This window comes from Pseudomonas farris (assembly GCF_019145235.1).
In the GTDB taxonomy this organism is placed as follows: domain Bacteria; phylum Pseudomonadota; class Gammaproteobacteria; order Pseudomonadales; family Pseudomonadaceae; genus Aquipseudomonas; species Aquipseudomonas farris.
The window spans coordinates 40,477-64,450 of sequence record NZ_JAHSTV010000017.1 but is presented as its reverse complement, the minus strand read 5'-3'; the positions used below and the strand labels follow the sequence as shown (position 1 = coordinate 64,450).

Sequence of the window (23,974 nt, the reverse complement as noted above, 5' to 3'; positions counted from 1 at the left end):
TGGTTCCACTGCTTGACTAGGCTATAAGTCATTAACTGTCTGCGTCCGGTATCCCAATGAATGACATTGCCCTTAGCGGTCTGGCCAAGCAATTGGTGCTGGCCGAGCTGATCACTGATCAAAGTGCGCAACAGGCGTATCAACAAGCCCAACGCAATCGAATCTCGCTGGTCAGCTATCTGGTGCAAAACAAACTGCTGAAAAGCTGGCAGGTCGCCGAGGTGGCCTCGGAGCATTTCGGCATGGCCCTGCTGGACCTCAACTGCCTGGACAAGGACACCCAACCCCGAGGGCTGGTCAGTGAGAAGCTGATCCGTCAGCACCACGCCCTGCCCCTCTGGCGGCGCGGCAACAAGCTGTTCGTGGGGATTTCCGACCCGACCAATCATCAAGCCATCAACGACATCCAGTTCAGCACCGGGCTGAGTACTGAAGCCATTCTGGTGGAGGAAGACAAGCTCAGCGACGCCATCGAAAAATTCTTCGACAACCACTCCACCGGCCTGGAAGACATGGCCGACGTCGATCTCGATGGGCTGGATATCGAGTCGGTCGACGAGCAGAAACAGGACTCTATCGTAGGCCAGGATGCCGATGACGCGCCGGTGGTGCGCTTCGTCCACAAGATGTTGCTCGACGCGATCAAGAGCGGCTCTTCCGACCTGCATTTCGAACCCTATGAAAAAATCTACCGCGTGCGGATGCGCACCGACGGCATGCTGCGGGAGGTCGCCAGGCCACCGACACAACTGGCCAACCGCATTGCTTCGCGGCTGAAGGTCATGGCCAGTCTCGACATCTCCGAGCGGCGCAAACCCCAGGACGGGCGAATCAAAATGCGCCTGTCCAAAAGCAAGTCCATCGACTTCCGGGTCAACACGCTGCCAACCCTGTGGGGCGAGAAAGTGGTGATCCGGATCCTCGACCCATCCAGTGCCCAAATGGGCATCGATGCCCTCGGCTACGAACCCGACCAGAAAGACCTGTACATGGCCGCTCTCAAGCAGCCACAGGGAATGATCCTGGTGACCGGCCCCACCGGCTCGGGCAAGACCGTGTCGCTCTATACCGGCCTGAACATCCTCAACACCGTCGACATCAATATTTCCACCGCCGAAGACCCGGTAGAAATCAACATGGAAGGCATCAACCAGGTCAACGTCAATCCCAGGCAGGGAATGGATTTCGCCCAGGCGCTGCGCTCGTTTCTGCGTCAGGACCCGGACGTGATCATGGTCGGTGAAATCCGCGACCTCGAAACCGCCGAAATCGCCATCAAGGCCGCCCAGACCGGGCACATGGTGCTTTCCACACTGCACACCAACAGCGCCGCGCAAACCCTGACCCGCTTGCACAACATGGGGATTCAGGGGTTCAACATCGCGACCTCGGTCAGCCTGATAATCGCCCAGCGCCTGGCGCGTAAACTGTGCAGCCATTGCAAAAAGCCGATCGAGATTCCCCGCGAGGCTTTGCTCAAGGAAGGCTTTCCCGAGGAACGCATTGGCTCGTTCACGATCTATGAACCGGTCGGTTGCGATCAGTGCAACAACGGTTACAAAGGGCGAGTAGGGATTTATGAAGTGGTCAAGAACACCCCAGACCTGCAACGGCTGATCATGGCTGAAGGCAATTCACTGGAAATCGACATCCAGATGCGTAAGGACGGCTTCAACGACCTGCGTACTTCGGGCCTGCTCAAGGCCATGCAAGGCATCACCAGCCTTGAAGAAATCAATCGGGTCACGAAGGACTGAACATGGCGGTCAAAGCAGCGAAAATCAGCATATATGCCTGGGAAGGCACAGACAAAAAAGGCACAAAAATGACCGGCGAATTGACCGGCCAGAATCCCGCGCTGATCAAGGCCCAGTTACGCAAGCAAGGGATCAACCCGGGCAAGGTGCGGAAAAAAACCGCGTCCATTTTCACTGCCGGCAAACGCATCAAGGCCCTGGACATTGCCCTGTTTACCCGGCAGATGGCGACCATGATGAAAGCCGGCGTACCGCTGCTGCAATCGTTCGACATTATCGGCGAAGGCTTCGATAACCCGAACATGCGCAAGCTGGTGGACGAGGTGAAACAGGAAGTCGCGGCTGGTAACAGCTTCGCCGCAGCCCTGCGCAAAAAACCCCAGTACTTCGATGAGCTGTACTGCAACCTGGTGGATGCCGGCGAACAGGCCGGGGCTCTGGATACCCTGCTGGAACGGGTGGCGACCTACAAGGAAAAGAGCGAAAGCCTCAAGGCCAAAATCAAGAAAGCCATGACCTACCCGCTGGCGGTGGTGTTCGTCGCGATCATTGTGACCGGGATTCTGCTGGTCAAGGTGGTGCCGCAATTCGAGTCGGTGTTCTCGGGGTTTGGCGCCGAGCTGCCGGCGTTCACCGTGATGGTCATCGGCTTGTCGGAGTTCCTGCAGGCCTGGTGGTGGATGGTGCTCGGCATGCTGGGCGCACTTATCTTCGGTGTCCGCCATGCCTTTAAAAAGTCCCCGGACTTTCGGGACCGGATGGACACCTGGCTGCTGAAACTGCCGTTGGTGGGCGCGCTCATGTACAAGTCTGCCGTGGCCCGTTACGCCCGCACCTTGTCGACCACGTTTGCCGCCGGGGTGCCACTGGTCGAAGCCCTGGATTCAGTGGCGGGCGCGACCGGCAACATCGTGTTCAAGCGAGCGGTGTTACGCATCAAGCAGGACGTTTCAACCGGCATGCAGCTGAATTTTGCCATGCGCACCTCCGGCATCTTTCCGAACATGGCGATCCAGATGACGGCCATCGGCGAAGAGTCCGGCGCACTGGACGACATGCTCGACAAGGTCGCGAGCTTCTATGAGGACGAGGTGGATAACATGGTCGATAACCTGACCAGTCTGATGGAGCCTTTCATCATGGTGGTGCTGGGGGTTATCGTCGGCGGCCTGGTGGTTGCGATGTACCTGCCCATCTTCCAACTTGGCTCAGCGATCTGATATGTCCTTGAACGAATTTCTGAGTCTCAACCCGCTGGCCTTCACGATCACCGCATTGGTGATCGGTTTGCTGATCGGCAGTTTTCTCAACGTGGTGGTCTGGCGCCTGCCGAAAATGCTTGAGCGTGAATGGCGCCTGCAGGCCCATGACGTCCTGGATTTGCCACCCGAAGCCCCCGGCCCGGCTTACAACCTGATACTGCCTCACTCCGAGTGCCCCGACTGCGGCCATCGGATTCGAGCGTGGGAAAACATTCCCGTACTCAGTTATCTGTTTTTACGTGGGCGATGCTCGAACTGTGCGACGCCGATCAGCAAACGTTACCCGCTCACCGAACTGGCCTGCGGCGTGCTGTCGGCGTTCGTCGCCTGGCATTTCGGTTTCGGTTGGCAGGCCTGCATGGTGCTCGTCCTGAGCTGGGGTCTGTTGGCGATGAGCCTGATCGACGCCGAACACCAGCTGTTGCCGGACGTGCTAGTGCTGCCGTTGATATGGCTGGGGTTGATCGTCAACAGCTTCGGGCTCTTCGTGTCACTGCATGACGCGCTCTGGGGCGCGGTGGCCGGCTACATGGCGTTGTGGACGGTGTTCTGGCTGTTCAAGCTGATCACCGGCAAGGACGGCATCGGCTACGGCGACTTCAAGCTCTTGGCGATGCTCGGCGCCTGGGGCGGCTGGCAGATTCTGCCGCTGACCATCCTGCTGTCATCGCTGCTGGGCGCCATCATCGGGGTGATTTTGCTGCGCCTGCGGGACGCAAAAACCTCGACTCCGCTGCCCTTTGGCCCCTATCTGGCCATTGCCGGCTGGATTGCCTTGCTCTGGGGTGGTCAAATAACCGGCTTCTATTGGCAGTTTGTCGGTTTGAAATGAATACCCCTGTGGAAAAACCCTGGATTCTCGGCCTGACCGGCGGCATCGGCAGCGGCAAAAGCGCGGCCGCCCAGCACTTCATCGACTTGGGCGTGCACGTGGTGGACGCCGATCATGCGGCTCGCTGGGTAGTCGAACCCGGTCGCCCGGCACTGGCGAAGATCGCCGAGCACTTTGGCCCCGGCGTGCTGCAAGCCGATGGCCAACTGGATCGCGCGGCGCTGCGCAAGCTGATCTTCGAAGTGCCGGATGAACGCCGCTGGCTCGAAGCGCTGCTGCATCCGCTGATCGCCGAAGAGATCGCCCACCATCTGGCCAAGGCACAATCGCCTTACGCGATTCTGGTTTCGCCTCTGCTGATCGAGTCCGGGCAGTACGCCATGACCCAACGGGTTTTGGTGATCGATGCCCCGGAACAGTTACAGATCGAACGCACCCTGCAGCGTGACCAGACCAGCGAACAGCAGGTCCAGGCGATCCTCAAGGCCCAGTCCAGCCGACAGGACCGCGTGAGCCATGCCGATGATGTGGTAGTCAACGACCGCGACCTCGCCTGGCTGCACAGCGAGGTCGAACGCCTGCATCACTTTTACCTTACTTTGCGTGGAGGCCAGTCATGAGCCAAACCCCAACCGTCGATTGCCCAACCTGTGGCGCCCCTGTCGAATGGAGCCCCGAAAACAAGTTCCGGCCGTTCTGTTCAGACCGTTGCAAACTGATCGACCTGGGCGCCTGGGCGTCGGAAGAACACAAGATTCCGGTGAGCCCGGATGCCGAAGACGAAATGTTCAGCGAAGACTTCGACCCGCGTCACTGATCCCGCCCCTCAGGGCCGCATAAAGCCATAGTCCTGGCCCTCGTCGAGGTTCTCGGCGAGAAACCGCAACTCATCGGCCAGGTCTTCTATATTGCGTACCGCCTTGCTCTGCTGCACCACCGCACTGAGCAAGGCGCGCAGGCTCAACCCCGGATCGAAGCCCACCTCTTGCGCCACATCCAGACTCTGACGCAACTCCTGCCTCGCCCACTCATACACACTCATGCCATTGCTCCTGAAGGTTTTCCAGAGCATGGATTCGGCAACGTTTTTTGGATTTGATGTGGATCAAGATTTGGGATCGTCGTCTTTCCAGGGCGCCGAAAGGTAGCGCGTGCGATTGAACGTCTCCAGCCATTCGGGGCAGAACACCACCAATGCGCTGACCACCATGCCGTTGATAAACGCTTCCGGAAAAATCAGCAGCCATAGATAACCGACAAAATCTTCCAGCCAATAGGGCATGGCGAAACGTTCGTCGTACCACAGCAATGTGAGCGCCAGAATCAAACACAACAGGGCCGACAACGCGGCGGCAAAAAAGCCGGAACAGAAGATGTACACAAAGGGATTACGCGGCTGCGCGCGCTCGACCAGGATTGCGCAGCACTCGGTGACCAGCACCGGCAGTAGAATCAGCAACGCGCCGTTGACCCCCATGGCCGCCATGTCCTGCCGCCCGAGCAGCACCAATCCCGCTTGCGCGACCAACCCGCCGACAATCGCCAACGGCCAATCCAGCAGTAGCGTCACTGCCGTCATGCCGATGAAGTGATAGGACACGCCAGTGTCGAAGTCTCGTCGCACCAGCCAGAGCATGAACAGTGCGAACACCGTGCCGAACAACAGATGCTGACGGCGGCTATCGCTGAACAATTCAACCCAAGGCGTTCGACAGACAGCCCAGATCACTACCGGCACGTAAATCAGCCAGCCAACTGTGAGGCTTTGCGATGACAACAGTTCGGCGCCAATCATGGGCGTGCCTTCTTCGGCGCATGAGCCCATAAAAGCAAAAGACTGAGCAGCAACACTGTTCTATATTTCACGCGTCTCTCCTGTCGTGATAGCTCTCAGTCTATACCGGCGATTCTGACCGCCCGTGTCGCTCTTTTACCCCGGCGTACAGAAAATCAGGGGCAAAGGAAAAAAGTTACACAAACTTTACGAGACAAAACGACAAGCCGGTCGATACTGCGCGGCGCTAACAAGACAGGCGTTATTTATGTCCATTGCGGTACTGCGGCTTATCGGCTTCATCCTGGGTATTTTTTTGATCACACTGGCAGTGAGCATGGCGATACCAATGCTCACGCTGGTGATCTATGAACGCAACGATGATATGTCGGCCTTTCTGTGGTCGAGTCTGATCACGGCGGTGTCCGGGCTGCTGTTGATCAACAAGGGACGTCCTGAGGACGCTCAGTTGCGCCCCCGCGATATGTACATGCTGACCACTGCCAGTTGGGTAGTCGTCTGCATGTTCGCCGCATTGCCCATGGTCCTGATCCAGCACATCAGCTACACCGACGCGTTTTTTGAAACGATGTCCGGCATCACCACCACCGGATCGACCATCCTGACCGGTCTGGACACCGCCTCTCCCGGATTGCTGATCTGGCGTTCAATGCTGCATTGGCTGGGCGGGATCGGTTTCATCGGCATGGCCGTGGCCATCCTGCCGCTATTGCGGGTCGGGGGCATGCGGCTGTTTCAGACCGAATCATCCGACTGGTCAGAGAAGGTCACACCACGCTCCCACGTAGCCGCCAAATATATTCTTGGGCTGTATATCGGGCTTACCGCTGTTTCCACGCTGGCCCTGTGGATAGCCGGGATGACGCCGTTCGAAGCCGTCAATCATGCAATGGCGTTGATTTCCACGGGAGGATTTTCCACCTCCGATGCCTCCCTGGCGCACTGGACGCAACCGGCCATTCATTGGGTGTCGGTGGTTGTCATGATTCTGGGTAGCCTGCCTTTTACGCTGTATGTGAGCATGTTGCGCGGGAATAAACGGGCCTTGTTCAAAGATCATCAGGTACGCGGGTTCATTGGCTTTTTGCTCATCACCTGGCTGCTGTTCGGTACCTGGTTGTGCTTGCACAGCGATTTCGGATGGTGGGAGGCGTTTCGGATCGTGGCTGTCAACGTGACGTCGGTGGTCACGACGACCGGCGTGGCGCTGGGGGATTACACGTTATGGGGCAGTTTCTCCGTGTTGCTGTTTTTTTATCTGACCTTTGTCGGCGGCTGCTCCGGCTCCACCGCTGGCGGCCTTAAAATCTTCCGTTTTCAAGTGGCTGGCGCACTGCTCATGGGCAGCCTGAAACAACTGATCCATCCTCGAGCCATCATCCGGAAAAAATACAACAATCACCCCATCGACGAGGATATCGCCCGCTCGCTCCTGACGTTTTCTTTCTTTTTCACCATCACCATCGGGGCGATCGCCATGGGCTTGGCGCTCATCGGCCTGGACTGGACCACGGCATTGAGTGGCGCGGCCACTGCCGTCTGCAACGTGGGGCCTGGCCTTGGTTCGATCATTGGCCCGGCAGGTAACTTCTCGACACTGCCCGATTCGGCCAAATGGCTGCTGACCATCGGCATGCTGCTGGGAAGACTGGAGATCCTCACCGTTCTGGTGCTGTTCATCCCGGTTTTCTGGAAATACTAGTCGCAACGACCAATGGTGATTTGTTGCCTAGACTCCTCTTGTCCACCGTGCAAATGCGTTTCAGACATGAACGGCACGAGAACTAAAACAAGAGGAACATCTAAATGCTCAAATCATTGTGGAGCGCTGCCGTCTGCGCACTCGCGCTGGGCGCGTCGAGCCTGGCGCTGGCGGCTGATCCAGTCGTTATCAAGTTTTCTCACGTAGTTGCCGAACAAACGCCTAAAGGCCAGGGCGCCCTGCTGTTCAAGAAACTCGTCGAAGAACGTCTGCCCGGCAAGGTCAAGGTAGAGGTTTATCCAAACTCTTCGCTGTTCGGTGACGGTAAGGAAATGGAGGCGCTGCTGTCGGGCGATGTGCAGATGATTGCGCCGTCGCTGGCCAAGTTCGAGCAATACACACCCAAGCTGCAATTGTTCGATCTGCCGTTCCTGTTCAACGACATCTCGGCAGTCGACCGCTTCCAGCGAAGCCCTGACGGCCAGGGGCTTCTCAAGGCAATGGAAAGCAAGAACATCACCGGACTTGCCTATTGGCACAACGGCATGAAGCAATTGTCCGCCAACAAGGCGCTGCGTGAACCGGGCGATGCCCGCGGTTTGAAATTCCGCGTGCAGGCTTCAGCCGTGCTCGAAGAGCAATTCAAGGCGGTACGCGCCAACCCTCGGAAGATGAGTTTCGCCGAGGTGTATCAGGGCTTGCAGACCGGCGTCGTCAATGGCGCGGAAAACCCTTACTCGAACATCTACAGCCAGAAAATGCACGAAGTGCAGAAGTTCATCACTGAGTCCGATCATGGCTTGCTCGATTACATGTTGATCACCAATACGAAGTTCTGGACTGGCCTGCCGCCGGATATAAAAACCGAACTGGACAAGATCATCGTCGAGGTCACCACTCAGGTGAACAAAGATGCAGAGAAACTGAACCAGGATGCGAAACAGAACATCATCAACGCCAAGACCACTGAAATCATTACCCTGACCCCAGAGCAACGTGGCAAGTGGCGTGAAGCAATGAAACCGGTCTGGAAGAAGTTCGAAGGTGATATCGGTGCCGACCTGATCAAGGCCGCCGAAGCTGCCAACCAGGCTCAGTAATCTGCCGGCGGGCGCCGCCCGAAAGGGCGACCCCTGTTTCATAGTCGTCACTCGATCGGGAGATGCCACTCATGAATGCCTTACGGCGTATCTGGGATCACTTCGAAGAAGGTTTTATCGTCTTCCTGCTGGCGGCAATGACGCTGGTAACGTTCGTTTACGTCATCCTTAACAACCTCTATAGCGTTTTCTACAGCCTCGCCGAGCAGTGGCAGAGCGCCAGTGAACCCTTGTTCGCCATTGGCGACAGCGTCATGGGGATGGCCCAAGCCATGACGTGGAGCATCTCGCTGACCAAAGCCTTGTTCGCCTGGTTGATCTTTTTCGGCTTGTCCTATGGCGTGCGCACGGCCGGACACATCGGTGTCGATGCCTTGGTGAAACTGGCCAGTAAACCGGTTCAGCGCATCATTGGCATCATTGCCTGCCTCTGCAGTCTGGCCTATGCGGGCCTGCTTAGCGTCGCCAGTTTCGAATGGATTCAGACGTTGTTCATCGCCGGCATCGGTGCCGAGGACCTCGGTCATTACGGCATCATGCAATGGCACATCGGGCTGATTGTGCCGGTGGGTTTTGCCTTGGTGTTCATCCGCTTTGCCGAGATCCTGGTGCGCATTGTGCAAAATCGTCAAACGGGCCTGGGCCTGGCCGACGAGGCCGCGGAGGTGCTGAAACTGACCGAGCATGAGGATGACAAGAAATGACCATTCTTTTTCTCTTTGTTGCTCTGTTCGCGCTGATGTTTATCGGCGTACCGATCGCCATTTCCCTTGGCCTGGCCGGTTCGCTGACGATCATCTTTTTCAGCCCCGACTCCGTGCGCTCACTGGCCATCAAGCTGTTCGAGACCTCCGAGCACTACACGCTGCTGGCCATCCCGTTCTTTTTGCTGGCCGGTGCCTTCATGACCACGGGCGGTGTGGCGCGGCGCTTGATCGACTTTGCCAACGCTTGTGTTGGTCATATTCGCGGCGGCCTGGCCATCGCGGCGGTGCTGGCGTGCATGCTGTTCGCTGCGTTGTCCGGCTCAAGCCCTGCGACGGTAGCCGCCGTGGGCTCCATCGCCATCGCGGGGATGGTCCGCTCCGGTTATCCACAGGCATTCGGTGCCGGTATTGTGTGCAACGCCGGCACGTTGGGCATCCTTATTCCTCCATCCATCGTGATGGTGGTGTATGCCGCGGCGACGGAAACCTCGGTCGGCAAGCTGTTCATGGCCGGTGTGGTGCCCGGCCTGCTGCTGGGTACAGCGCTGATGGTGGCTATCTACGTCGTCGCCGTCAGGAAAAACCTGCCCGCCATGCCGCGGGCGACCGTTCGTGAATGGTTGAATGCGGCACGCAAGGCCGTTTGGGGCTTGCTGCTCATGTTCATCATCCTGGGCGGCATCTACACCGGAATGTTCACCCCGACCGAGGCGGCAGCAGTGGCGGCGGTCTACGCGGCATTCATTGCGCTATTCGTCTACAAGGACATGTCGTTCCGCGAGATACCGAAGGTACTGCTCGAATCCGCCAAGCTGAGCATCATGCTGATGTTTATCATCGCCAATGCCATGCTTTTTGCCCACGTACTGACCACCGAGCAATTGCCCCAACAAATCACCGCCTGGGTCATCGGCGCGGGCCTGACACCGGTGACATTCCTGCTCGTGGTGAACATCGTGTTATTGGTGGCTGGCGCCTTCATGGAACCCTCGGCAATCATCCTGATCCTGGCGCCGATCATGTTCCCGATTGCCATGAAGTTGGGAATCGACCCGATTCATTTGGGGATCATCATGGTGGTGAACCTGGAGATCGGCCTGATCACCCCGCCCGTGGGCCTGAACCTGTTCGTCACCTCGGCGGTGACCGGCATGTCACTGACCGCCACCATACGTGCAGCAATGCCTTGGCTGATCATCCTGTTCCTGTTCCTGATATTGATTACTTATGTACCGTGGATTTCTCTGGTCCTGCCGAACTCGTTGGGGATGACGTAAACGAGAGGCCGGCAGCAAGCGCAGTAACGTGCCGTCGCTGAAGGGTCGTGTCGCGGTATAGAACGGAATCAGGCTGATCCCCATGCCGGCCTCCGACGCCTTGATCATTGATTCGGCGACGTTGCACTGAGAGGTCTTGCCCGGGCTGACGAGGCTCATAACAACTTCCACGTGTAGCTGAGGATCAGGCGGTTTTCGTCGATATCGCTGCGGTAGTTGGAGCGCGCCATGACGTTGCGCACACGGATGCCGAGGCCTTTGAGACTCCCGCTCTGCAGCACATAGCCGATATCCAGATCGCGCTCGCGGTCCTTGCCTTCAAAGCCCTTGCCGGTGTCGACGTTATTGCCGGTGATGTAGCGCACGGTGCTGGTCAGGCCGGGTATGCCGAGGGCCGCGAAGTCGTAGTCGTAGCGCGCCTGCCAGGAACGTTCATCGGTGTAGGCGAACTCATAGGTCGGCACTTCATTGCCCAGTGGCGAGATATTGGCAAAGACTCGCGGGAAGGCGCTGTCGCCGAACATGCCCTGATAGCCGACATAAAACGTGTGGCCGCCGCGCTTGGCCGACAGCAAAGAGAAGAACGCCTGGTTGTCGATATTGCCCAGCAACTTTTTGCCGTCTTCACGCGAATCGTAATAGCCAAGGTTGGCGCCCAAGGTCCAGTCCCCCACCGGCTCGCTGTGCTTGAGGCCAAGAAAGCGCTGGTTGTAGATATCTTCCAGTTGCCCGTACCAGGCGCTGACCGAGCTGCGTTTGTCATTGAAGACGTAATCGGCGCCAGCAAAGTTGAAGCCATCGCTGCTGACCTGACGCTGCGGAACATGACCGAGCATGGCTTGCATCTTTTCGTCGCCGGCCTCGTTGCGCAGGCTGGTTGAATTCAAGTGGCCACCTTGCAAGGTCAGACCATCGATCTCATTGGAGCTGATGCTCGCGCCCTGATAGCTGGGCGGCAGCAGGCGGATATCGCTGAAGGCCAGCACCGGCAGGTTGGGTTGCAACTCACCCACTTTCAACTCGGTCTTGGAGTAACGCATCTTCAGCGCACCTTCCAGACGGCTGTAATCATTTGCCGCGCGCCCATCATCCTGCACCGGCAGCAAACCGGTATTGACCCGGTCCGGACTACTGTCGAGTTTGAGGCCGAGCAGGCCGATGACATCCACGCCAAAACCGACCGGGCCTTGGGTATAACCGGATTTGACGTTGAGGATGAAGCCCTGCGCCCACTCTTCGGCCTTCGACTGTTGATTGGCCCCGACGATGTCCGAGAAGTCCCGGCTGAAGTAATAGTTACGCGCCTGCAAGGTGGCCGTGGTGTCTTCGATGAAGCCGCCCTCCGCGGCCATCACGCCACTGGAAAAACCCAAGACGACCGCCAGGGACAACACTGAACCGGTTGCTGGAAAAGTCTGTTTCATCGCTGTTCTCTTATTGTTATTGATCGACAGGTTGAAGTGCTCCACCCGTGGCGGATTCGCCGCGGGGGATGGTGAAAACGGATAAGGATCGGGGTTGCGATTACGCGGTCAGCGCGCTACCTCCTGTGCGGGCGTAACCTGAGGCGCGGGACGCCCGGCACTCAACAGCACGTGCGTGACCATGCCGAAAATCAGCCCCCAAAAAGCGGCGGACAAACCAAACAGCGACATGCCCGAGGCGGTGGTGAGAAAGGTCACCAACGCGGCTTCGCGATCACTCGGCACCGCCATTGCGCCGGCCAACGCTCCAGCTATCGCCGCAAACAGCGCCAGCCCGGCCAAGGCTGCGATCAGTTCCTTGGGGAACGCCGAAAACAACGAAACCAGCGTCGCACCGAAGATCCCCAGCACCAGGTAACACAGCCCGCCCACCACTCCGGCCACATAGCGTTTGCGCGGATTTTCATGGGCCTCGCGACCGGTACAAATGGCTGCGGTAATCGCCGCCAGATTCAACCCGTGACAACCGAACGGTGCCAACAGTGCAGTGCCCAACGCGCTGCTGGCGATGATCGGGCCGGCCGGCGTTGTGTGGCCGCTGGCACGCAGCACCGCCATGCCGGGAACAAACTGGCCGGTCAGCGCCACCATCACCAGCGGCAAGGCGACATTCAGGGTCGCACTCAGGCTGAACGCGGGGGTGATCCACACCGGCGTCGCCAAGCCAATCACCAGTGCTTCGCGGTGCAAATCACCGGCGAGAAACGCAATCGAACAACCCACCAGCAGCACCATCAACACCGCATAGCGCGGCATCACCCGCTTACAGATCAGGTACGTGGCAAACATCGCCAGCACCAGCAATGGCTTGCCTTGCAGCGACACGAATAACCCGGTGCCGAAGCTGAACAGAATCCCCGCCAGCATCGCCGCCGCAATCGCCGCGGGCAGTTTGCCGATAATCCGGTCAAAAGCCCCCGACACCCCGACCAGGAAAATAATCAGGCTGCTGACCAGATAAGCGCCCACCGCCTCCGGCATGGAGATCCCCGGCAACAGCGCCACCAGCAACGCCGAGCCCGGTGCCGACCACGCGATGATCACCGGGACGCGATAACGCAGGCTCAAACCGATGCCAAGCACGGCGCTGCCGATGGAAATCGCCCAGACCCAGGACGACAACACTTCCCGCGAGAGGTGCGCGGTCTCGGCGGCCTGAAAGATGATCACCAAGGGGCCTGCGTAGGAAATCACCGTGGCGATAAATCCGGCGACTGCAGCAGACAGGGAAAAGTCCTGAAATAACGCTTTCATGAAACCTCGCCGCAAGACGCGTCAGGCGATCCGTGGCACAAGCCCGGCCGCTCTTGTTCGCAAAAAAAAAGTCTGGGTGACCAGGCAGGCGACACGGCATGACGCCGTGCCGACCGCTGCCTGGCTCAAGCGCTGGTCGGCGCCAGCGTCTGGGCGGCACCGTTGGCGCTGCGCTGGCTGCTGATGGCGAACACGGTCATGGCGAGGGCGGCCACCGCACCGGGCAAGGCAAACGCCATGAAGTTCAGTTGCAGCGGCAGGCTGATCCCCAGCAAGGCACCGCCCAGCAGCGGACCGACAATCGCGCCGTTGCGGCCGATGCCCGACGCCCAACCCAAACCGGTGGAGCGAATGGTCATGGAGTAGAACTGCGCGGCGCAGGCGTACAGCAGGATCTGCGAACCGATGGTGGTGGCGCCGGCAAGGGCGATCAGCAGGTACAACACCGGCATCGGACTGTTGAAGCCCAGCAAGGTGATCGATACCGCAGCCACGACGAAGAACACCGCCAACACGCGCGGCAGGTTGAGCTTGTCGCCCAGTACCCCGCCGCCGACCGCACCGAAAATGGCACCGAAGTTGAGCACCAGCAGGAATGACAGACTCGAGCCCAGGCTGTAACCGGCGTTGGCCATCAGTTTCGGCAGCCAGGAACTCAAGGCGTAGACCATCAGCAAGCAGCAGAAAAATGCCAGCCACAGCATCAGCGTGCGCAGCGCACGACCCTCGCGGAACAGTTGCAACACCGGGGTGCCAGTGCCCTTCACTTCGCTCATGTGCAACTGATCGCTGGCGAGTGCAACGTAAGCCGGGTCAACCCGCTCCAGAACGTTGCGCGCCTCTTCATTGCGCCCCTGACGCAGTATGAAACCCACCGATTCGGGCAGGAAATACATGATCAACGGCAACAACAGCAATGGCAGCACCGCCACGTAAAACACTGACTGCCAGCCGAAACTGGGGATCAGCACGATGCCGAGCCCCGCCGAGAGCATGCCGCCCACCGAATAACCGCTGAACATGATCGCCACCAGCGTGCTGCGGATTTTCTTCGGCGCGTACTCGTTCATAAGTGCCACAACGTTGGGCATTACCCCGCCAATGCCCAACCCGGCTATGAACCGGCAGAGGCCAAACTCGGTGGGGTTACGGGCAAAACCATTGAGCACGGTAAAACCGCTGAAGAGCATCACGCACAGGGTGATGGCTTTTTTGCGGCCGATCTTGTCCGACAACGGGCCAAAAAACAGCGCGCCGAACATCATCCCGAACAGCGCGTAACTTCCCAGCGCGCCGGCTTGCAGGGGACTGAGCCCCCACTCTTTCATCAGCATCGGCAACACCACGCCGTAAATCACCAAATCGTATCCGTCGAAAATGATGATCAGGGCGCACCAGAACAGCACCATCCAGTGAAAGCGGTTGAATCGAGCGTTGTCGATAACCTCATGTACGTTGATCTTGCGCATGGCATCTATCTCTTGTTGTTGTTTTTTTAAGAGTCGGTAACGCGGCTAACGTCCGTACAGCCGAGGGTAAAGACGCCGGGCACGGGGCAATAGCCGCTTTGCGCAGATCGCTATCCGTTTTGTGCAATGCCCTGAACCGGGCGTGGGGTGAGGCGCGCTCCAAGAGCCTGTAGCAACCCTGTAGAGGGTTGATTCATGGACTAGACTCACGCGGTGGTAATGGAGTTGAACGTCAAGAGCAGAGGGCCGTCCACGACTGACGCCAGGTTTGCTCGAAGCAATGCGCGATCTGCAAGCTGATAGTGGCACCTGCAGGGTCTATCTATCGGTAGTCAGCGACTGGCATAGGTGAGGCTTTGGTCATGGCAAAGGACAAGAAGAAACCCGCTGTTAAAAGAAACGCCGCTGAACCCTTGAGACTGACGAACAAAGCCTATCTTGAGCAGTTACGCCGACTGCATGTCGAAATGGTCAAGTTGCAGGAATGGGTGAAACACAAAGGCATCAAGATTTGTATCGTCTTCGAGGGGCGCGACGGTGCCGGCAAGGGCGGGACGATCAAGGCGCTCACCGAGAGGGTGAGCCCGCGTGTCTTTCGGGTCGTGGCATTGCCGGCACCGACCGAGCGCGAGAAGAGCCAGATGTATATGCAGCGCTACATGGCGCACATGCCAGCGGCTGGCGAAGTGGTGATCTTCGATCGCAGTTGGTACAACCGCGCAGGGGTCGAGCGTGTGATGGGATTTTGTACCGATCAGCAAGTGACCCGTTTCCTGAGCCTGGCCCCCCTCATGGAACGCATGATGGTCGACTCGGGTGTCATGCTGTTCAAGTATTGGCTGGAAGTCAGCGAAGAGGAGCAAACCCGCCGGCTCGAGGCGAGGATCAAGGATGGCCGCAAAATCTGGAAACTGACGCCAATGGATCTCAAGTCATACAGCCGCTGGTATGAATACTCGCGTGCACGTGACGACATGTTCAAGGCGACCGACACCGACCATGCTCCGTGGCTTGTGGCCAACTCGAACGACAAGAAGCGGGCCCGCCTCAACATCATCTCTGATTTGCTCAGCCGCATTCCGTACAAGAATGTACCGCGCGAGAAGGTGATTTTGCCCAAACGGCAGAAATCAGGTGGCTATCGTGAACCGAATTATCCGCTGCGGCGAATTCCAGAAAAATTCTGACCGGCACGTCCAAGCGGATCTGCGCTGTACACCAAAGGGCCACAGTCCTATGAGCGATTCGGATGTTTCGCCTCCCGTCCCGGAACCCGGCCGGATTGTCCATCGGGATACCGACGGCGACACCGGTTGGAGCCGCTGGCTGCCGGGGCTGCGCACACTACGTGGATACAAAATCGCCTGGTTGCGGCACGACCTCGTGGCCGGACTGGTGCTGACCACGATGCTGGTGCCTGTCGGCATCGCCTACGCAGTGGCATCGGGCGTACCCGGCATCTATGGCCTTTACGCGACCATCGTTCCGCTGCTCGCTTATGCGCTGTTCGGACCCAGCCGAATTCTGGTGCTGGGGCCGGATTCCTCGCTGGCTGCCGTTATTCTCGCCGTCGTGCTGCCACTGTCCGGCGGTGATCCGCGTCGTGCCATCGCCCTTGCGAGCATGATGGCGATCGTATCGGGGGTGGTGTGCATCCTGGCCGGCATAGCGCGCCTGGGCTTTGTCACGGAGCTTCTTTCCAAACCGATCCGCTACGGGTACATGAACGGGATCGCGCTGACGGTATTGATCAGCCAACTGCCCAAGTTTTTCGGTTTTTCGATTGAGTCCGACGGTCCGCTGAGAAACCTGTGGGCGATCGCTACAGCGGTAATGGAGGGGAAAACCAACTGGACCGCCTTCATGGTCGGCGCAGCCACCTTGGCCGTGATTCTGCTGCTCAAGGGCAACAAGCGCGTGCCGGGCATTCTGATCGCCGTGGCAGGAGCGACTGTCGCCGTGGGTGTGCTGGACCTTGCAGAGCGCGCTGGAATATCAGTCCTCGGCTCTCTTCCACAAGGCTTGCCTGCGTTCGACATCCCCTGGATCACTCGCGCCGATATCGTCCCTGTCCTGATCGGCGGTTGCGCCGTTGCCCTGGTTTCGTTCGCCGATACCAGCGTGCTCTCGCGTGTCTATGCGGCGCGGACACGCACCTATGTGGACCCGAACCAGGAAATGGTGGGCCTGGGCGTCGCCAACCTGGCCGCCGGATTTTTTCAGGGTTTTGCGATCAGCAGCAGCTCGTCACGTACGCCCGTGGCCGAGGCTGCAGGCGCCAAAACCCAGTTGACCGGAGTCATCGGCGCGATTGCTGTTGCCTTATTGCTAGTGGTGGCGCCGGACCTGTTGAAGGATTTACCCACCAGCGCACTGGCTGCGGTGGTGATCGCCTCCGCCATCGGCCTGATTGAGGTCACCGACCTGCGACGAATTTATCGAATCCAGCGTTGGGAGTTCTGGCTGTCAATCGTCTGCACCGTCGGCGTGGCCGTACTGGGCGCGATTGAAGGCATCGGCCTGGCCATCGTGATCGCCGTTATCGAATTTCTGTGGGATGGCTGGCGCCCTTATTCTGCCGTTCTGGGACGCGCGGAAGGCGTCAAGGGTTATCACGACATCAAGCGCTATCCCGACGCGCGCCTTGTACCCGGTCTGGTGCTGTTTCGCTGGGATGCGCCGTTGTTTTTCGCCAACGCCGAGTTGTTCCATGACCGAGTGCTCGACGCCGTGGCGGCATCGCCTACGCCAGTGCGCTGGTTGGTCGTTGCGGCGGAACCCGTCACCAGCGTGGACGTGACCTCGGCCGACATGTTGGCTGAGCTGGACGAAACCTTGCACGCCGCGGGCATCAAGTTGTGCGTGGCCGAGATGAAGGACCCGGTCAAGGACAAGCTGAAGCGATTCGGGCTTTTCGCGCGGCTTGGCGAAACGGCGTTCTTTCCAACAATAGGCACTGCAGTCGACAGCTATCTGATGATTCATCCGGTGGATTGGGAGGAGGAGGATCGCTGAGTGGCATGGAGGCACTCAGCGACGGGTTTTATCAATGTTTCCATGTTTACCGGCTCGCCCGCGGCTTATCGAGCGCATGCCTTTGCCACTCTCTACAGGAGGTAATCAATGGTTCCCATACCCACTCTCGAAAAGGTTTTTTCCCGAGACCTGCTCGATGTACTGATTCGTGCCGGAGTGATTGCCGTTCTGGTGATGTTCTGCTTTCAGATATTCAGCCCGTTCCTCGACCTGATGCTGTGGTCGGTGATCCTGGCAATCACCCTCTACCCCTTGCAAGTCAGGTTCAAAGGCAAGCTGGGAAACAAAGACGGGATCACCGCGACGCTGATCGTATTGATCGTCATCAGTATTCTTATGGTGCCTGTCTATTTGTTGGGAGCCTCGCTTGCGGAGTCCGTGGAAAGGGTCATGACCATGGTCAAAACCGACAGTTTCCATATTCCGCCACCGTCCGCCACGGTAGCCAGTTGGCCACTGGTGGGAGAACCTCTTTATAACTTATGGGCACAAGCCACCACTGACCTGCCCCATCTGGCTCAGAAGTTCATACCGCAGATCAAAGGCGTGAGCCTCTCCCTGCTGAGCAAGCTTGCGGGTGTCAGCATGGGGCTCCTTTTATTCATCGTCGCCCTGATTATTGCCGGTATTTTTTTAGCCTATGGAGAAAGCGGCCACCGCAGCGCGGTGCGAATCGTTACGCGCTTCAGCGGTCCGATCAACGGGCCGAAAATCGCCGATCTGTGCACCGCCACCATCCGGGCAGTGGCGTTGGGGGTGGTCGGCATCGCGTTCATCCAGATGCTGTTGGTGGGCATCGGCTTTGTGTTCATGGGCGTCCCCGGCGCCGGTCTTCTCGCCTTGGCGGTGCTGCTGCTTGGCATCATGCAATTACCGGCGACCCTGATTACCCTTCCGGTCATCGTCTTTGTTTTCATGAGCGAAGGTGCCAGTACGGCGACCATTGTGTTTGCCATCTATGTCTTCATCGCCGGATTGGTCGATAACGTCCTCAAACCGCTGCTGCTGGGTCGTGGGGTCGATGTACCGATGCCGGTGGTGCTGATCGGTGCCTTGGGCGGCATGGTCACGGGCGGTATCCTCGGCCTGTTTATCGGCCCTGTGATACTCGCGGTCGGCTATCAGCTGTTCTGGGAATGGGTGGATCAAGTGCAAGAGCCGGGGCCAGACAACCAGGGACAGACCTGACACGGCGGCCGAGGATATTCCCATGTTGTCGAATTTACTGGCCGGCCTTCCCGTGATGTTGCTCTGCCTGGTACTGCAAGCCATTTTCGTGACCATATGCCTGCGTCAATACGTGCATTTCAGGCATTCCAAACCGCCTGAAACGCAATGGCTGAATATCCTGTTGTTGTCGATGGTGATGCTGCTGATGATGCTCGGTAATTTCGTGCAGATCGCCATCTGGGCCACGCTATTCATGCTGCTCAACGAATTCGACCAATTCGCCACCGCGCTGTACCACTCGGCGGTCAACTTCGCCACGCTGGGCTACGGCGACATCGTCATGTCCTCTCGCTGGCGTCTGCTTGGCCCATTGGAGGCCGCCAACGGAATCCTGATGTTTGGTGTCTCCACCGCGGTGATGACCGCTGCGGTGATGGATGTCATAAAGCACAACATGGACAGGCTAAAGCAGCGTGAACGCCCATAGGCATGCGCCGATCATGGTAGGGCCTTCTCCAGCGCCTCACGCAATTGTGCCGCCGTGGCGTATTCGTGCTGCTCCACCAATTGGCCGTCCTTGAGCTGCAGCCACAGCACTTTATCCTCGGCCCCGGGGTAGCGCGGCGCCACGCGACCATCACGGTCAAGCATCACTCGATAGGAATAATCGCGCATAGCCGGTACTGCGAACATTTTCGCGATCAGTCGAGGCATGCGCTGGATGTCCGCGACAAATACCGTGTGCCGAGCCTCCAGGTAGCCCTTGGGCTCGTCCTGCAGAGCGGCGCCGACCAGTTTGGCGGCATCCATGCTGCGCGCCACCAGTAGCGTTTGAGTCTGACTATCGAGCGTGAAAGCCTGATCGAACTGATCAAGTAAGGTCCACGGCGCCAGGCGCTCGCCAACCTCCAGCGCCTGGGCCCAAAGAGGCAGAAGACTGAGCAATAACACCGGCCAATATTTCAAGTTCTACTCCTTGTTCGAGCGCATATGCGTAATGGCCATCAGTCTACACCACCCGTTCCGAGTGCTCAGTGCCCCCGTTTACCGTTTCACGCTTTCTGCTTGTCGCAAATGAACGCTAAGCTTGGGCCTATGGATGACTCAGATTATTTACGCCTGCTGACCATTGCGGCCGAGCAAGCCAACACGTTCCTGTCCAATGCCCGCAAATGGGAGCGTGAGCGTTGGGTTTGCCAGCGCCTGCTGCAAGGCCTGAACATTCCCTATCGCGCCGACGAATTTGCCCCTGCCGGGGAGCCGCCGGACGTGTTGTTCCGCGACGCGAATTTCGAGGTGTTTTTCGTGCTCGACGAAGGCCGGCGCCTCAACGACGAATGGCGCGACGAGCTGCAACGTCGGCGCAGCGCGTTTTCCCTGAGCCAACTGGTGCGCCGCGAGGCCAAGCCCCGGCGCATCCCGGCCAATGAATTTCTGCTGAGACTGGCGCCGACCTTGCGTAAAAAAGCCCACAACTACCAAGAACGGGGCATGGATTTGGGAGAGCTGGACATCATCGCCTTCGCCAGCCTCAAGCGCGAAGTGCTGGACCTCAACAGCCACTTTCCGCCACCTACCGAATACTTGCGTCAGGGCTGGCGCTCGTTGTCGCTGGTCGGTCCGACCTTCGCCCGAGTGCTATTCGCCCATCCGGATGCTCCGGACTTCTTGCGCAGCAACCTGGGTCGCAGCATCGTTTTCGATGTCGGAATCAGTCTGTGAGTCCATTGCAGGAGTTGATCGCCGAAGTACCGCAACAAGGACGTGTGCGCTGGATCGGTGTGCGGCCGCAATCCCGCTCGCCGATGATCGAACTCGATGCCGTGGAAGCACGACTTGAGGCCGGGTTGACCGGTGATCATGCCCGTCCCGGTGTGCGCAATGCGCGGCAGGTGACGTTGATTCAGTGGGAACACCTGGCCGTAATCAATTCGCTGATGGGCCGCCCGGACGATCAACCGGTACGACCTCAGGATCTGCGGCGCAATATCGTCGTCAGCGGCATCAACCTGTTCAGCCTCAAAGGTCGGCGTTTCAGGATCGGCCAGGCGATTTTTGAAACCAGCGGCTGGTGCCAGCCCTGCGCACGTCTCGAAAACAACCTCGGCCCCGGGACCTTTCAGGCCGTTCGCGGACATGGTGGAATCACTGCCCGAGTGTTACAAAGTGGCATCATTCGCCTGGACGACAGGGTGAATGTCGAGCCGATTCCGGACAGCGGCTATGCTCCGTTCAACCCAGGATAAAAGCCCTGTAGCTTCTAAACATTCAGCAACGTCTATCTGACGAGGCCCAATATGACCAGCCGCCTGAACCCGGACGACCAAAAGCATGTCGAAGAGTACCTGCGCCTGTCCCAGCACCAAGTCGAGCGCCGGCCTTTCCGGCCGTGGATGCTCCTGGTGCTGGTGTTGGCAGTGACCATTGGTCTAGGCCTGTTGAGCCGACTTATCAGTTACCTGACGCTATGAGCAGCATCGCGCTCGCTCGGGTAACTGCACCGATTTCTTTTAGCCTTGCGAGATATCCCCATGACTCATCGTATTGTCATCGTTGGCGGCGGCGCCGGCGGTCTGGAGTTGGCTACCCGTCTGGGTAAGACTCTGGGCAAGCGCGGCACGGCCAGTGTGATGCTGGTCGACGCGAACCTGACCCACATCTGGAAACCGTTGTTGCACGAAGTGGCGGCAGGTTCCCTGAACTCTTCCGAAGACGAACTCAACTATGTTGCCCAGGCAAAATGGAACCACTTCGAGTTCCAGCTGGGGCGCATGAGCGGGCTCGATCGCACGCAGAAGAAAATCCAGCTGGCCGCCACCTACGACGAGGCCGGTCTGGAACTGGTGCCGGCGCGCGAAGTGCCTTACGACTCGCTGGTGATTGCCGTCGGCAGTACCACCAACGATTTCGGCACGCAGGGCGCGGCGCAACACTGCCTGTTCCTCGACACCCGCAAACAGGCCGAGCGCTTCCATCAACAACTGCTCAATCACTACCTGCGCGCCCACGCCGGGCAAACTGATACGGTGCAACAGATCAGCGTCGCGATCGTCGGCGCCGGTGCCACCGGGGTGGAACTGGCGGCAGAACTGCACAACGCCGCCCATGAACTCGCGGCCTACGGCCTGGACCGGATCAAACCGGAAAACATGCACATCACCCTGATCGAAGCCGGACCCCGAGTGCTGCCAGCCCTGCCGGAACGAATCGGCGGGCCTGTGCATAAGACCCTGGAGAAACTCGGGGTCAACGTCATGACCAATGCCGCGGTCAGCGAAGTGACGGCAGACAGCTTGATTACCGTCGATGGCAAAGTGATCAATGCCAGCCTGAAAGTCTGGGCCGCCGGGATTCGTGCGCCGGGTTTCCTCAAGGATATCGATGGCCTGGAAACCAACCGCATCAATCAGCTGCAAGTGTTGCCGACCCTGCAAACCACCCGCGACGAGAACATCTTCGCCTTCGGTGACTGTGCGGCCTGCCCACAACCGGGCACTGATCGCAATGTGCCGCCGCGCGCCCAGGCTGCGCACCAGCAAGCTTCGTTGCTGGCTAAATCGCTGAAACTGCGGATCGAAGGCAAAGCCCTGCCGGAGTACAAGTACACCGACTATGGTTCGCTGATTTCGCTGTCGCGTTTTTCGGCTGTGGGTAACTTGATGGGCAACCTCACCGGTAGCGTGATGCTCGAAGGCTGGCTGGCGCGGATGTTTTACGTGTCGCTATATCGCATGCACCAGATGGCGCTATACGGCGCGTTTCGCACAGCGATGTTGATGCTGGGTAGCAAGATTGGGCGCGGGACTGAGCCGCGGTTGAAGCTGCACTAAACACTGTGGGAGCGAGCCTGCTCGCGATAGCGGTCTGACATCCAGCACCTTTGTTGAATGTTAATCCCTCATCGCGAGCAGGCTCGCTCCCACATTAGCTCTATCAACTTAGAGATCTGTGTCTCACTGTATCTCCCCCCTGATTCCATTCCTTCGCTTACAAAGCCCCCCTTGCGCGACACAGTAGCGATACACCACGCCCGCTAAATGGCCACACCCGAGCAAGGCACTGCCTGCTTCGGTCATCGCCGCACTCACGTGGCGTCCTTTATCGAGCGGTTGTGTTGTGCAACCAAGGAGATTTGTAATGCCCCGTACTCTCAGTAAAAACACCGTTGGCCTGCTCGGCGCTGTTCTTGCCGGAGGCATAATGTTGTCCGGTTCTGTCTTCGCTTCGCAGCCGCTGACTCAGGGCTACCTGCTGGCCTCGGCGGAACAGGTCGTGAAGACGCCTGAAGGCAAATGTGGTGAAGGCAAGTGCGGTGACGCCTCGATGGCCAAGACTGACACCGATGATGACGGCAAGGTATCCCGCGCGGAATTTTTGAAAGTGGCGCCCAAGGCTGACTTCGACAAGATCGACACCAACCATGACGACCAGATCGACGAACAAGAGGCTTTTGATAACGTAAAAGCCAACTACGAAACCAATGGCAAAAAAATGCCGAAGGGCTTGTTCGAGCACCTGAAAGACAATAGCTAAGTCGCTGAAGACCAGGCCCTGCTTCTCCAACGAGAAGCAGGGCCTTTTTGCATTTGCCGCAGACAAAAAAAATCCCCGTATCTTTCGATACGAGGATTTTTAATATGGTCGGGGTAAGGGGATTCGAACTCCTGACATCCTGCTCCCAAAGCAGGCGCGCTACCGGACTGCGCTATACCCCGGTAAAAAAAAGGCACCTTTTAAAGGCGCCTTCTTCGATCAGCGCTTTTGGCCTCTGATCTTAAGATTCGATTCCAGCGCTAACTGGTTTCAAAAATGGTGGGTCGTGTGGGATTCGAACCTACGACCAATTGGTTAAAAGCCAACTGCTCTACCAACTGAGCTAACGACCCAAAAATGGTCGGGGTAAGGGGATTCGAACTCCTGACATCCTGCTCCCAAAGCAGGCGCGCTACCGGACTGCGCTATACCCCGGTTTGAAATTGGCTCCGTGACCAGGACTCGAACCTGGGACCCAATGATTAACAGTCATTTGCTCTACCGACTGAGCTATCACGGAACTACATATTTCAATTTACAACTGTGAAGCTTGCTTCACCTCTTCGACCCGTTCGCATCGCTGCGTTCGTGTGTCT

Annotated in this window: 24 protein-coding genes, 4 tRNA genes and 1 pseudogene; 18 read left to right on the top strand and 11 right to left on the bottom strand. The window is 58.4% G+C overall.

Translation table 11 applies throughout. From position 1 onward, the window contains the following. The first annotated feature begins 56 nt into the window (after nucleotides 1–56). From pilB to yacG, 5 genes are read left to right on the top strand one after another with little or no spacing between them, the layout of a single operon-like run. Nucleotides 57–1,757 carry a type IV-A pilus assembly ATPase PilB gene (gene pilB, locus KVG95_RS27755; RefSeq protein WP_217858672.1) on the top strand — a complete coding sequence of 567 codons (1,701 nt, stop codon included), beginning with the start codon at nucleotides 57–59 and terminating at the stop codon, nucleotides 1,755–1,757. 2 nt (nucleotides 1,758–1,759) lie between these two features. Beyond that, nucleotides 1,760–2,977: a type II secretion system F family protein gene (locus tag KVG95_RS27750; RefSeq protein WP_217858671.1), complete on the top strand. Its 1,218-nt coding sequence runs from the start codon at nucleotides 1,760–1,762 to the stop codon at nucleotides 2,975–2,977. A gap of 1 nt (nucleotide 2,978) precedes the next feature. Continuing rightward, a complete protein-coding gene (locus KVG95_RS27745) occupies nucleotides 2,979–3,851 on the top strand; it encodes a prepilin peptidase (RefSeq protein ID WP_123357381.1) in 873 nt (290 codons plus the stop codon). Next, entirely contained in the window at nucleotides 3,848–4,471 is a 624-nt protein-coding gene (coaE, locus tag KVG95_RS27740) for a dephospho-CoA kinase (RefSeq protein WP_052967650.1), read from the top strand. The genes KVG95_RS27745 and coaE overlap by 4 nt, the downstream gene beginning before the upstream one ends. Next, nucleotides 4,468–4,668, top strand: a complete 201-nt coding sequence (gene yacG / locus KVG95_RS27735; protein WP_077750267.1) for a DNA gyrase inhibitor YacG — start codon at nucleotides 4,468–4,470, stop codon at nucleotides 4,666–4,668. The genes coaE and yacG overlap by 4 nt, the downstream gene beginning before the upstream one ends. A gap of 9 nt (nucleotides 4,669–4,677) precedes the next feature. Here the strand turns inward: yacG and KVG95_RS27730 are convergent, their stop codons facing one another. Together KVG95_RS27730 and KVG95_RS27725 are read right to left on the bottom strand one after the other, a co-directional pair. After that, nucleotides 4,678–4,893: a hypothetical protein gene (locus KVG95_RS27730; RefSeq protein WP_007938959.1), complete on the bottom strand. Its 216-nt coding sequence runs from the start codon at nucleotides 4,891–4,893 to the stop codon at nucleotides 4,678–4,680. Nucleotides 4,894–4,956: 63 nt separating this feature from the next. Beyond that, nucleotides 4,957–5,646, bottom strand: a complete 690-nt coding sequence (locus KVG95_RS27725; protein WP_217858670.1) for an energy-coupling factor ABC transporter permease — start codon at nucleotides 5,644–5,646, stop codon at nucleotides 4,957–4,959. Between the two features lie 247 nt (nucleotides 5,647–5,893). On the opposite strand from KVG95_RS27725, the gene KVG95_RS27720 reads away from it, so the two are divergent. From KVG95_RS27720 to dctM, 4 genes are all read left to right on the top strand, one after another. Next, on the top strand, nucleotides 5,894–7,348 hold the full coding sequence (locus KVG95_RS27720; protein WP_217858696.1) for a TrkH family potassium uptake protein: 1,455 nt from the start codon (nucleotides 5,894–5,896) through the stop codon (nucleotides 7,346–7,348). Nucleotides 7,349–7,452: 104 nt separating this feature from the next. Next, a complete protein-coding gene (dctP, locus tag KVG95_RS27715) occupies nucleotides 7,453–8,448 on the top strand; it encodes a C4-dicarboxylate TRAP substrate-binding protein DctP (RefSeq protein WP_217858669.1) in 996 nt (331 codons plus the stop codon). Between the two features lie 71 nt (nucleotides 8,449–8,519). After that, nucleotides 8,520–9,152: a TRAP transporter small permease gene (locus KVG95_RS27710; protein WP_030130380.1), complete on the top strand. Its 633-nt coding sequence runs from the start codon at nucleotides 8,520–8,522 to the stop codon at nucleotides 9,150–9,152. Continuing rightward, entirely contained in the window at nucleotides 9,149–10,432 is a 1,284-nt protein-coding gene (gene dctM / locus KVG95_RS27705) for a C4-dicarboxylate TRAP transporter large permease protein DctM (RefSeq protein WP_217858668.1), read from the top strand. Before KVG95_RS27710 ends, dctM begins: the two co-directional genes overlap by 4 nt. On the opposite strand, the pseudogene KVG95_RS30260 reads toward dctM, so the two are convergent. From KVG95_RS30260 to KVG95_RS27690, 4 genes and pseudogenes are all read right to left on the bottom strand, one after another. Then, nucleotides 10,427–10,582: pseudogene (locus KVG95_RS30260) on the bottom strand (LysR family transcriptional regulator); the annotation flags it as partial. The gene dctM and the pseudogene KVG95_RS30260 sit on opposite strands and share 6 nt — an antisense overlap. Before the next feature lie 5 nt (nucleotides 10,583–10,587). Continuing rightward, nucleotides 10,588–11,856, bottom strand: a complete 1,269-nt coding sequence (locus tag KVG95_RS27700) for an OprD family porin (RefSeq protein ID WP_217858667.1) — start codon at nucleotides 11,854–11,856, stop codon at nucleotides 10,588–10,590. 108 nt (nucleotides 11,857–11,964) lie between these two features. Further along, nucleotides 11,965–13,170, bottom strand: a complete 1,206-nt coding sequence (locus tag KVG95_RS27695) for a benzoate/H(+) symporter BenE family transporter (protein WP_217858666.1) — start codon at nucleotides 13,168–13,170, stop codon at nucleotides 11,965–11,967. 125 nt (nucleotides 13,171–13,295) lie between these two features. After that, nucleotides 13,296–14,639 carry an MFS transporter gene (locus KVG95_RS27690; RefSeq protein WP_217858665.1) on the bottom strand — a complete coding sequence of 448 codons (1,344 nt, stop codon included), beginning with the start codon at nucleotides 14,637–14,639 and terminating at the stop codon, nucleotides 13,296–13,298. A 362-nt stretch (nucleotides 14,640–15,001) separates the two neighbouring features. Here KVG95_RS27690 and ppk2 point away from each other — a divergent pair, with 362 nt between their 5' ends. From ppk2 to KVG95_RS27670, 4 genes are all read left to right on the top strand, one after another. Next, a complete protein-coding gene (gene ppk2, locus KVG95_RS27685; RefSeq protein ID WP_217858664.1) occupies nucleotides 15,002–15,826 on the top strand; it encodes a polyphosphate kinase 2 in 825 nt (274 codons plus the stop codon). 49 nt (nucleotides 15,827–15,875) lie between these two features. Then, the gene (locus KVG95_RS27680) at nucleotides 15,876–17,654 is read left to right on the top strand and encodes a SulP family inorganic anion transporter (protein ID WP_217858663.1); all 1,779 of its coding nucleotides are present in this window, start codon (nucleotides 15,876–15,878) and stop codon (nucleotides 17,652–17,654) included. Nucleotides 17,655–17,762: 108 nt separating this feature from the next. Continuing rightward, a complete protein-coding gene (locus KVG95_RS27675) occupies nucleotides 17,763–18,863 on the top strand; it encodes an AI-2E family transporter (RefSeq protein ID WP_217858662.1) in 1,101 nt (366 codons plus the stop codon). Between the two features lie 22 nt (nucleotides 18,864–18,885). Beyond that, on the top strand, nucleotides 18,886–19,332 hold the full coding sequence (locus KVG95_RS27670; RefSeq protein WP_217858661.1) for a potassium channel family protein: 447 nt from the start codon (nucleotides 18,886–18,888) through the stop codon (nucleotides 19,330–19,332). Nucleotides 19,333–19,343: 11 nt separating this feature from the next. On the opposite strand, the gene KVG95_RS27665 is transcribed toward KVG95_RS27670, so the two are convergent. Continuing rightward, complete coding sequence (locus KVG95_RS27665; protein ID WP_217858660.1) at nucleotides 19,344–19,811, bottom strand: FAD/FMN-containing dehydrogenase; 468 nt, start codon at nucleotides 19,809–19,811, stop codon at nucleotides 19,344–19,346. A 129-nt stretch (nucleotides 19,812–19,940) separates the two neighbouring features. On the opposite strand from KVG95_RS27665, the gene KVG95_RS27660 reads away from it, so the two are divergent. The 5 genes from KVG95_RS27660 (at nucleotide 19,941) to KVG95_RS27640 (ending at nucleotide 23,378) form a co-directional block, all read left to right on the top strand. Then, nucleotides 19,941–20,567 (top strand): DUF1780 domain-containing protein, encoded by a 627-nt coding sequence (locus KVG95_RS27660; RefSeq protein ID WP_052967624.1) that lies wholly within the window; start codon nucleotides 19,941–19,943, stop codon nucleotides 20,565–20,567. Continuing rightward, nucleotides 20,564–21,091, top strand: a complete 528-nt coding sequence (locus KVG95_RS27655) for an MOSC domain-containing protein (RefSeq protein WP_123721410.1) — start codon at nucleotides 20,564–20,566, stop codon at nucleotides 21,089–21,091. Before KVG95_RS27660 ends, KVG95_RS27655 begins: the two co-directional genes overlap by 4 nt. A 51-nt stretch (nucleotides 21,092–21,142) precedes the next feature. After that, entirely contained in the window at nucleotides 21,143–21,316 is a 174-nt protein-coding gene (locus KVG95_RS27650; protein WP_050681443.1) for a DUF3094 domain-containing protein, read from the top strand. Nucleotides 21,317–21,376: 60 nt separating this feature from the next. Further along, a complete protein-coding gene (locus tag KVG95_RS27645) occupies nucleotides 21,377–22,675 on the top strand; it encodes an NAD(P)/FAD-dependent oxidoreductase (RefSeq protein WP_217858659.1) in 1,299 nt (432 codons plus the stop codon). Nucleotides 22,676–22,982: 307 nt separating this feature from the next. After that, nucleotides 22,983–23,378, top strand: a complete 396-nt coding sequence (locus KVG95_RS27640) for an HvfA family oxazolone/thioamide-modified RiPP metallophore (protein WP_217858658.1) — start codon at nucleotides 22,983–22,985, stop codon at nucleotides 23,376–23,378. A 105-nt stretch (nucleotides 23,379–23,483) separates the two neighbouring features. Here KVG95_RS27640 and KVG95_RS27635 read toward each other — a convergent pair. The 4 genes from KVG95_RS27635 to KVG95_RS27620 form a co-directional block, all read right to left on the bottom strand. Continuing rightward, nucleotides 23,484–23,560: transfer RNA gene (locus KVG95_RS27635), tRNA-Pro, on the bottom strand. Between the two features lie 95 nt (nucleotides 23,561–23,655). Further along, a tRNA-Lys gene (locus KVG95_RS27630) sits at nucleotides 23,656–23,731 on the bottom strand. 5 nt (nucleotides 23,732–23,736) lie between these two features. Then, nucleotides 23,737–23,813, bottom strand: a tRNA-Pro gene (locus tag KVG95_RS27625). 9 nt (nucleotides 23,814–23,822) lie between these two features. Then, nucleotides 23,823–23,898, bottom strand: a tRNA-Asn gene (locus KVG95_RS27620). Nucleotides 23,899–23,974: the final 76 nt, after the last annotated feature.

Coding starts and splice junctions, on each gene's coding strand:
- KVG95_RS27710 (WP_030130380.1), top strand. CDS start 8,520: ATGAATGCCTTACGGCGTATCTGGGATCACTTCGAAGAAGGTTTTATC.
- KVG95_RS27695 (WP_217858666.1), bottom strand. CDS start 13,170: ATGAAAGCGTTATTTCAGGACTTTTCCCTGTCTGCTGCAGTCGCCGGA.
- yacG (WP_077750267.1), top strand. CDS start 4,468: ATGAGCCAAACCCCAACCGTCGATTGCCCAACCTGTGGCGCCCCTGTC.
- KVG95_RS27700 (WP_217858667.1), bottom strand. CDS start 11,856: ATGAAACAGACTTTTCCAGCAACCGGTTCAGTGTTGTCCCTGGCGGTC.
- KVG95_RS27690 (WP_217858665.1), bottom strand. CDS start 14,639: ATGCGCAAGATCAACGTACATGAGGTTATCGACAACGCTCGATTCAAC.
- KVG95_RS27745 (WP_123357381.1), top strand. CDS start 2,979: ATGTCCTTGAACGAATTTCTGAGTCTCAACCCGCTGGCCTTCACGATC.
- KVG95_RS27675 (WP_217858662.1), top strand. CDS start 17,763: ATGGTTCCCATACCCACTCTCGAAAAGGTTTTTTCCCGAGACCTGCTC.
- KVG95_RS27645 (WP_217858659.1), top strand. CDS start 21,377: ATGACTCATCGTATTGTCATCGTTGGCGGCGGCGCCGGCGGTCTGGAG.
- dctP (WP_217858669.1), top strand. CDS start 7,453: ATGCTCAAATCATTGTGGAGCGCTGCCGTCTGCGCACTCGCGCTGGGC.
- dctM (WP_217858668.1), top strand. CDS start 9,149: ATGACCATTCTTTTTCTCTTTGTTGCTCTGTTCGCGCTGATGTTTATC.
- coaE (WP_052967650.1), top strand. CDS start 3,848: ATGAATACCCCTGTGGAAAAACCCTGGATTCTCGGCCTGACCGGCGGC.
- KVG95_RS27660 (WP_052967624.1), top strand. CDS start 19,941: ATGGATGACTCAGATTATTTACGCCTGCTGACCATTGCGGCCGAGCAA.
- KVG95_RS27725 (WP_217858670.1), bottom strand. CDS start 5,646: ATGATTGGCGCCGAACTGTTGTCATCGCAAAGCCTCACAGTTGGCTGG.
- KVG95_RS27750 (WP_217858671.1), top strand. CDS start 1,760: ATGGCGGTCAAAGCAGCGAAAATCAGCATATATGCCTGGGAAGGCACA.
- KVG95_RS27640 (WP_217858658.1), top strand. CDS start 22,983: ATGCCCCGTACTCTCAGTAAAAACACCGTTGGCCTGCTCGGCGCTGTT.
- KVG95_RS27670 (WP_217858661.1), top strand. CDS start 18,886: ATGTTGTCGAATTTACTGGCCGGCCTTCCCGTGATGTTGCTCTGCCTG.
- KVG95_RS27720 (WP_217858696.1), top strand. CDS start 5,894: ATGTCCATTGCGGTACTGCGGCTTATCGGCTTCATCCTGGGTATTTTT.
- KVG95_RS27650 (WP_050681443.1), top strand. CDS start 21,143: ATGACCAGCCGCCTGAACCCGGACGACCAAAAGCATGTCGAAGAGTAC.
- pilB (WP_217858672.1), top strand. CDS start 57: ATGAATGACATTGCCCTTAGCGGTCTGGCCAAGCAATTGGTGCTGGCC.
- ppk2 (WP_217858664.1), top strand. CDS start 15,002: ATGGCAAAGGACAAGAAGAAACCCGCTGTTAAAAGAAACGCCGCTGAA.
- KVG95_RS27680 (WP_217858663.1), top strand. CDS start 15,876: ATGAGCGATTCGGATGTTTCGCCTCCCGTCCCGGAACCCGGCCGGATT.
- KVG95_RS27730 (WP_007938959.1), bottom strand. CDS start 4,893: ATGAGTGTGTATGAGTGGGCGAGGCAGGAGTTGCGTCAGAGTCTGGAT.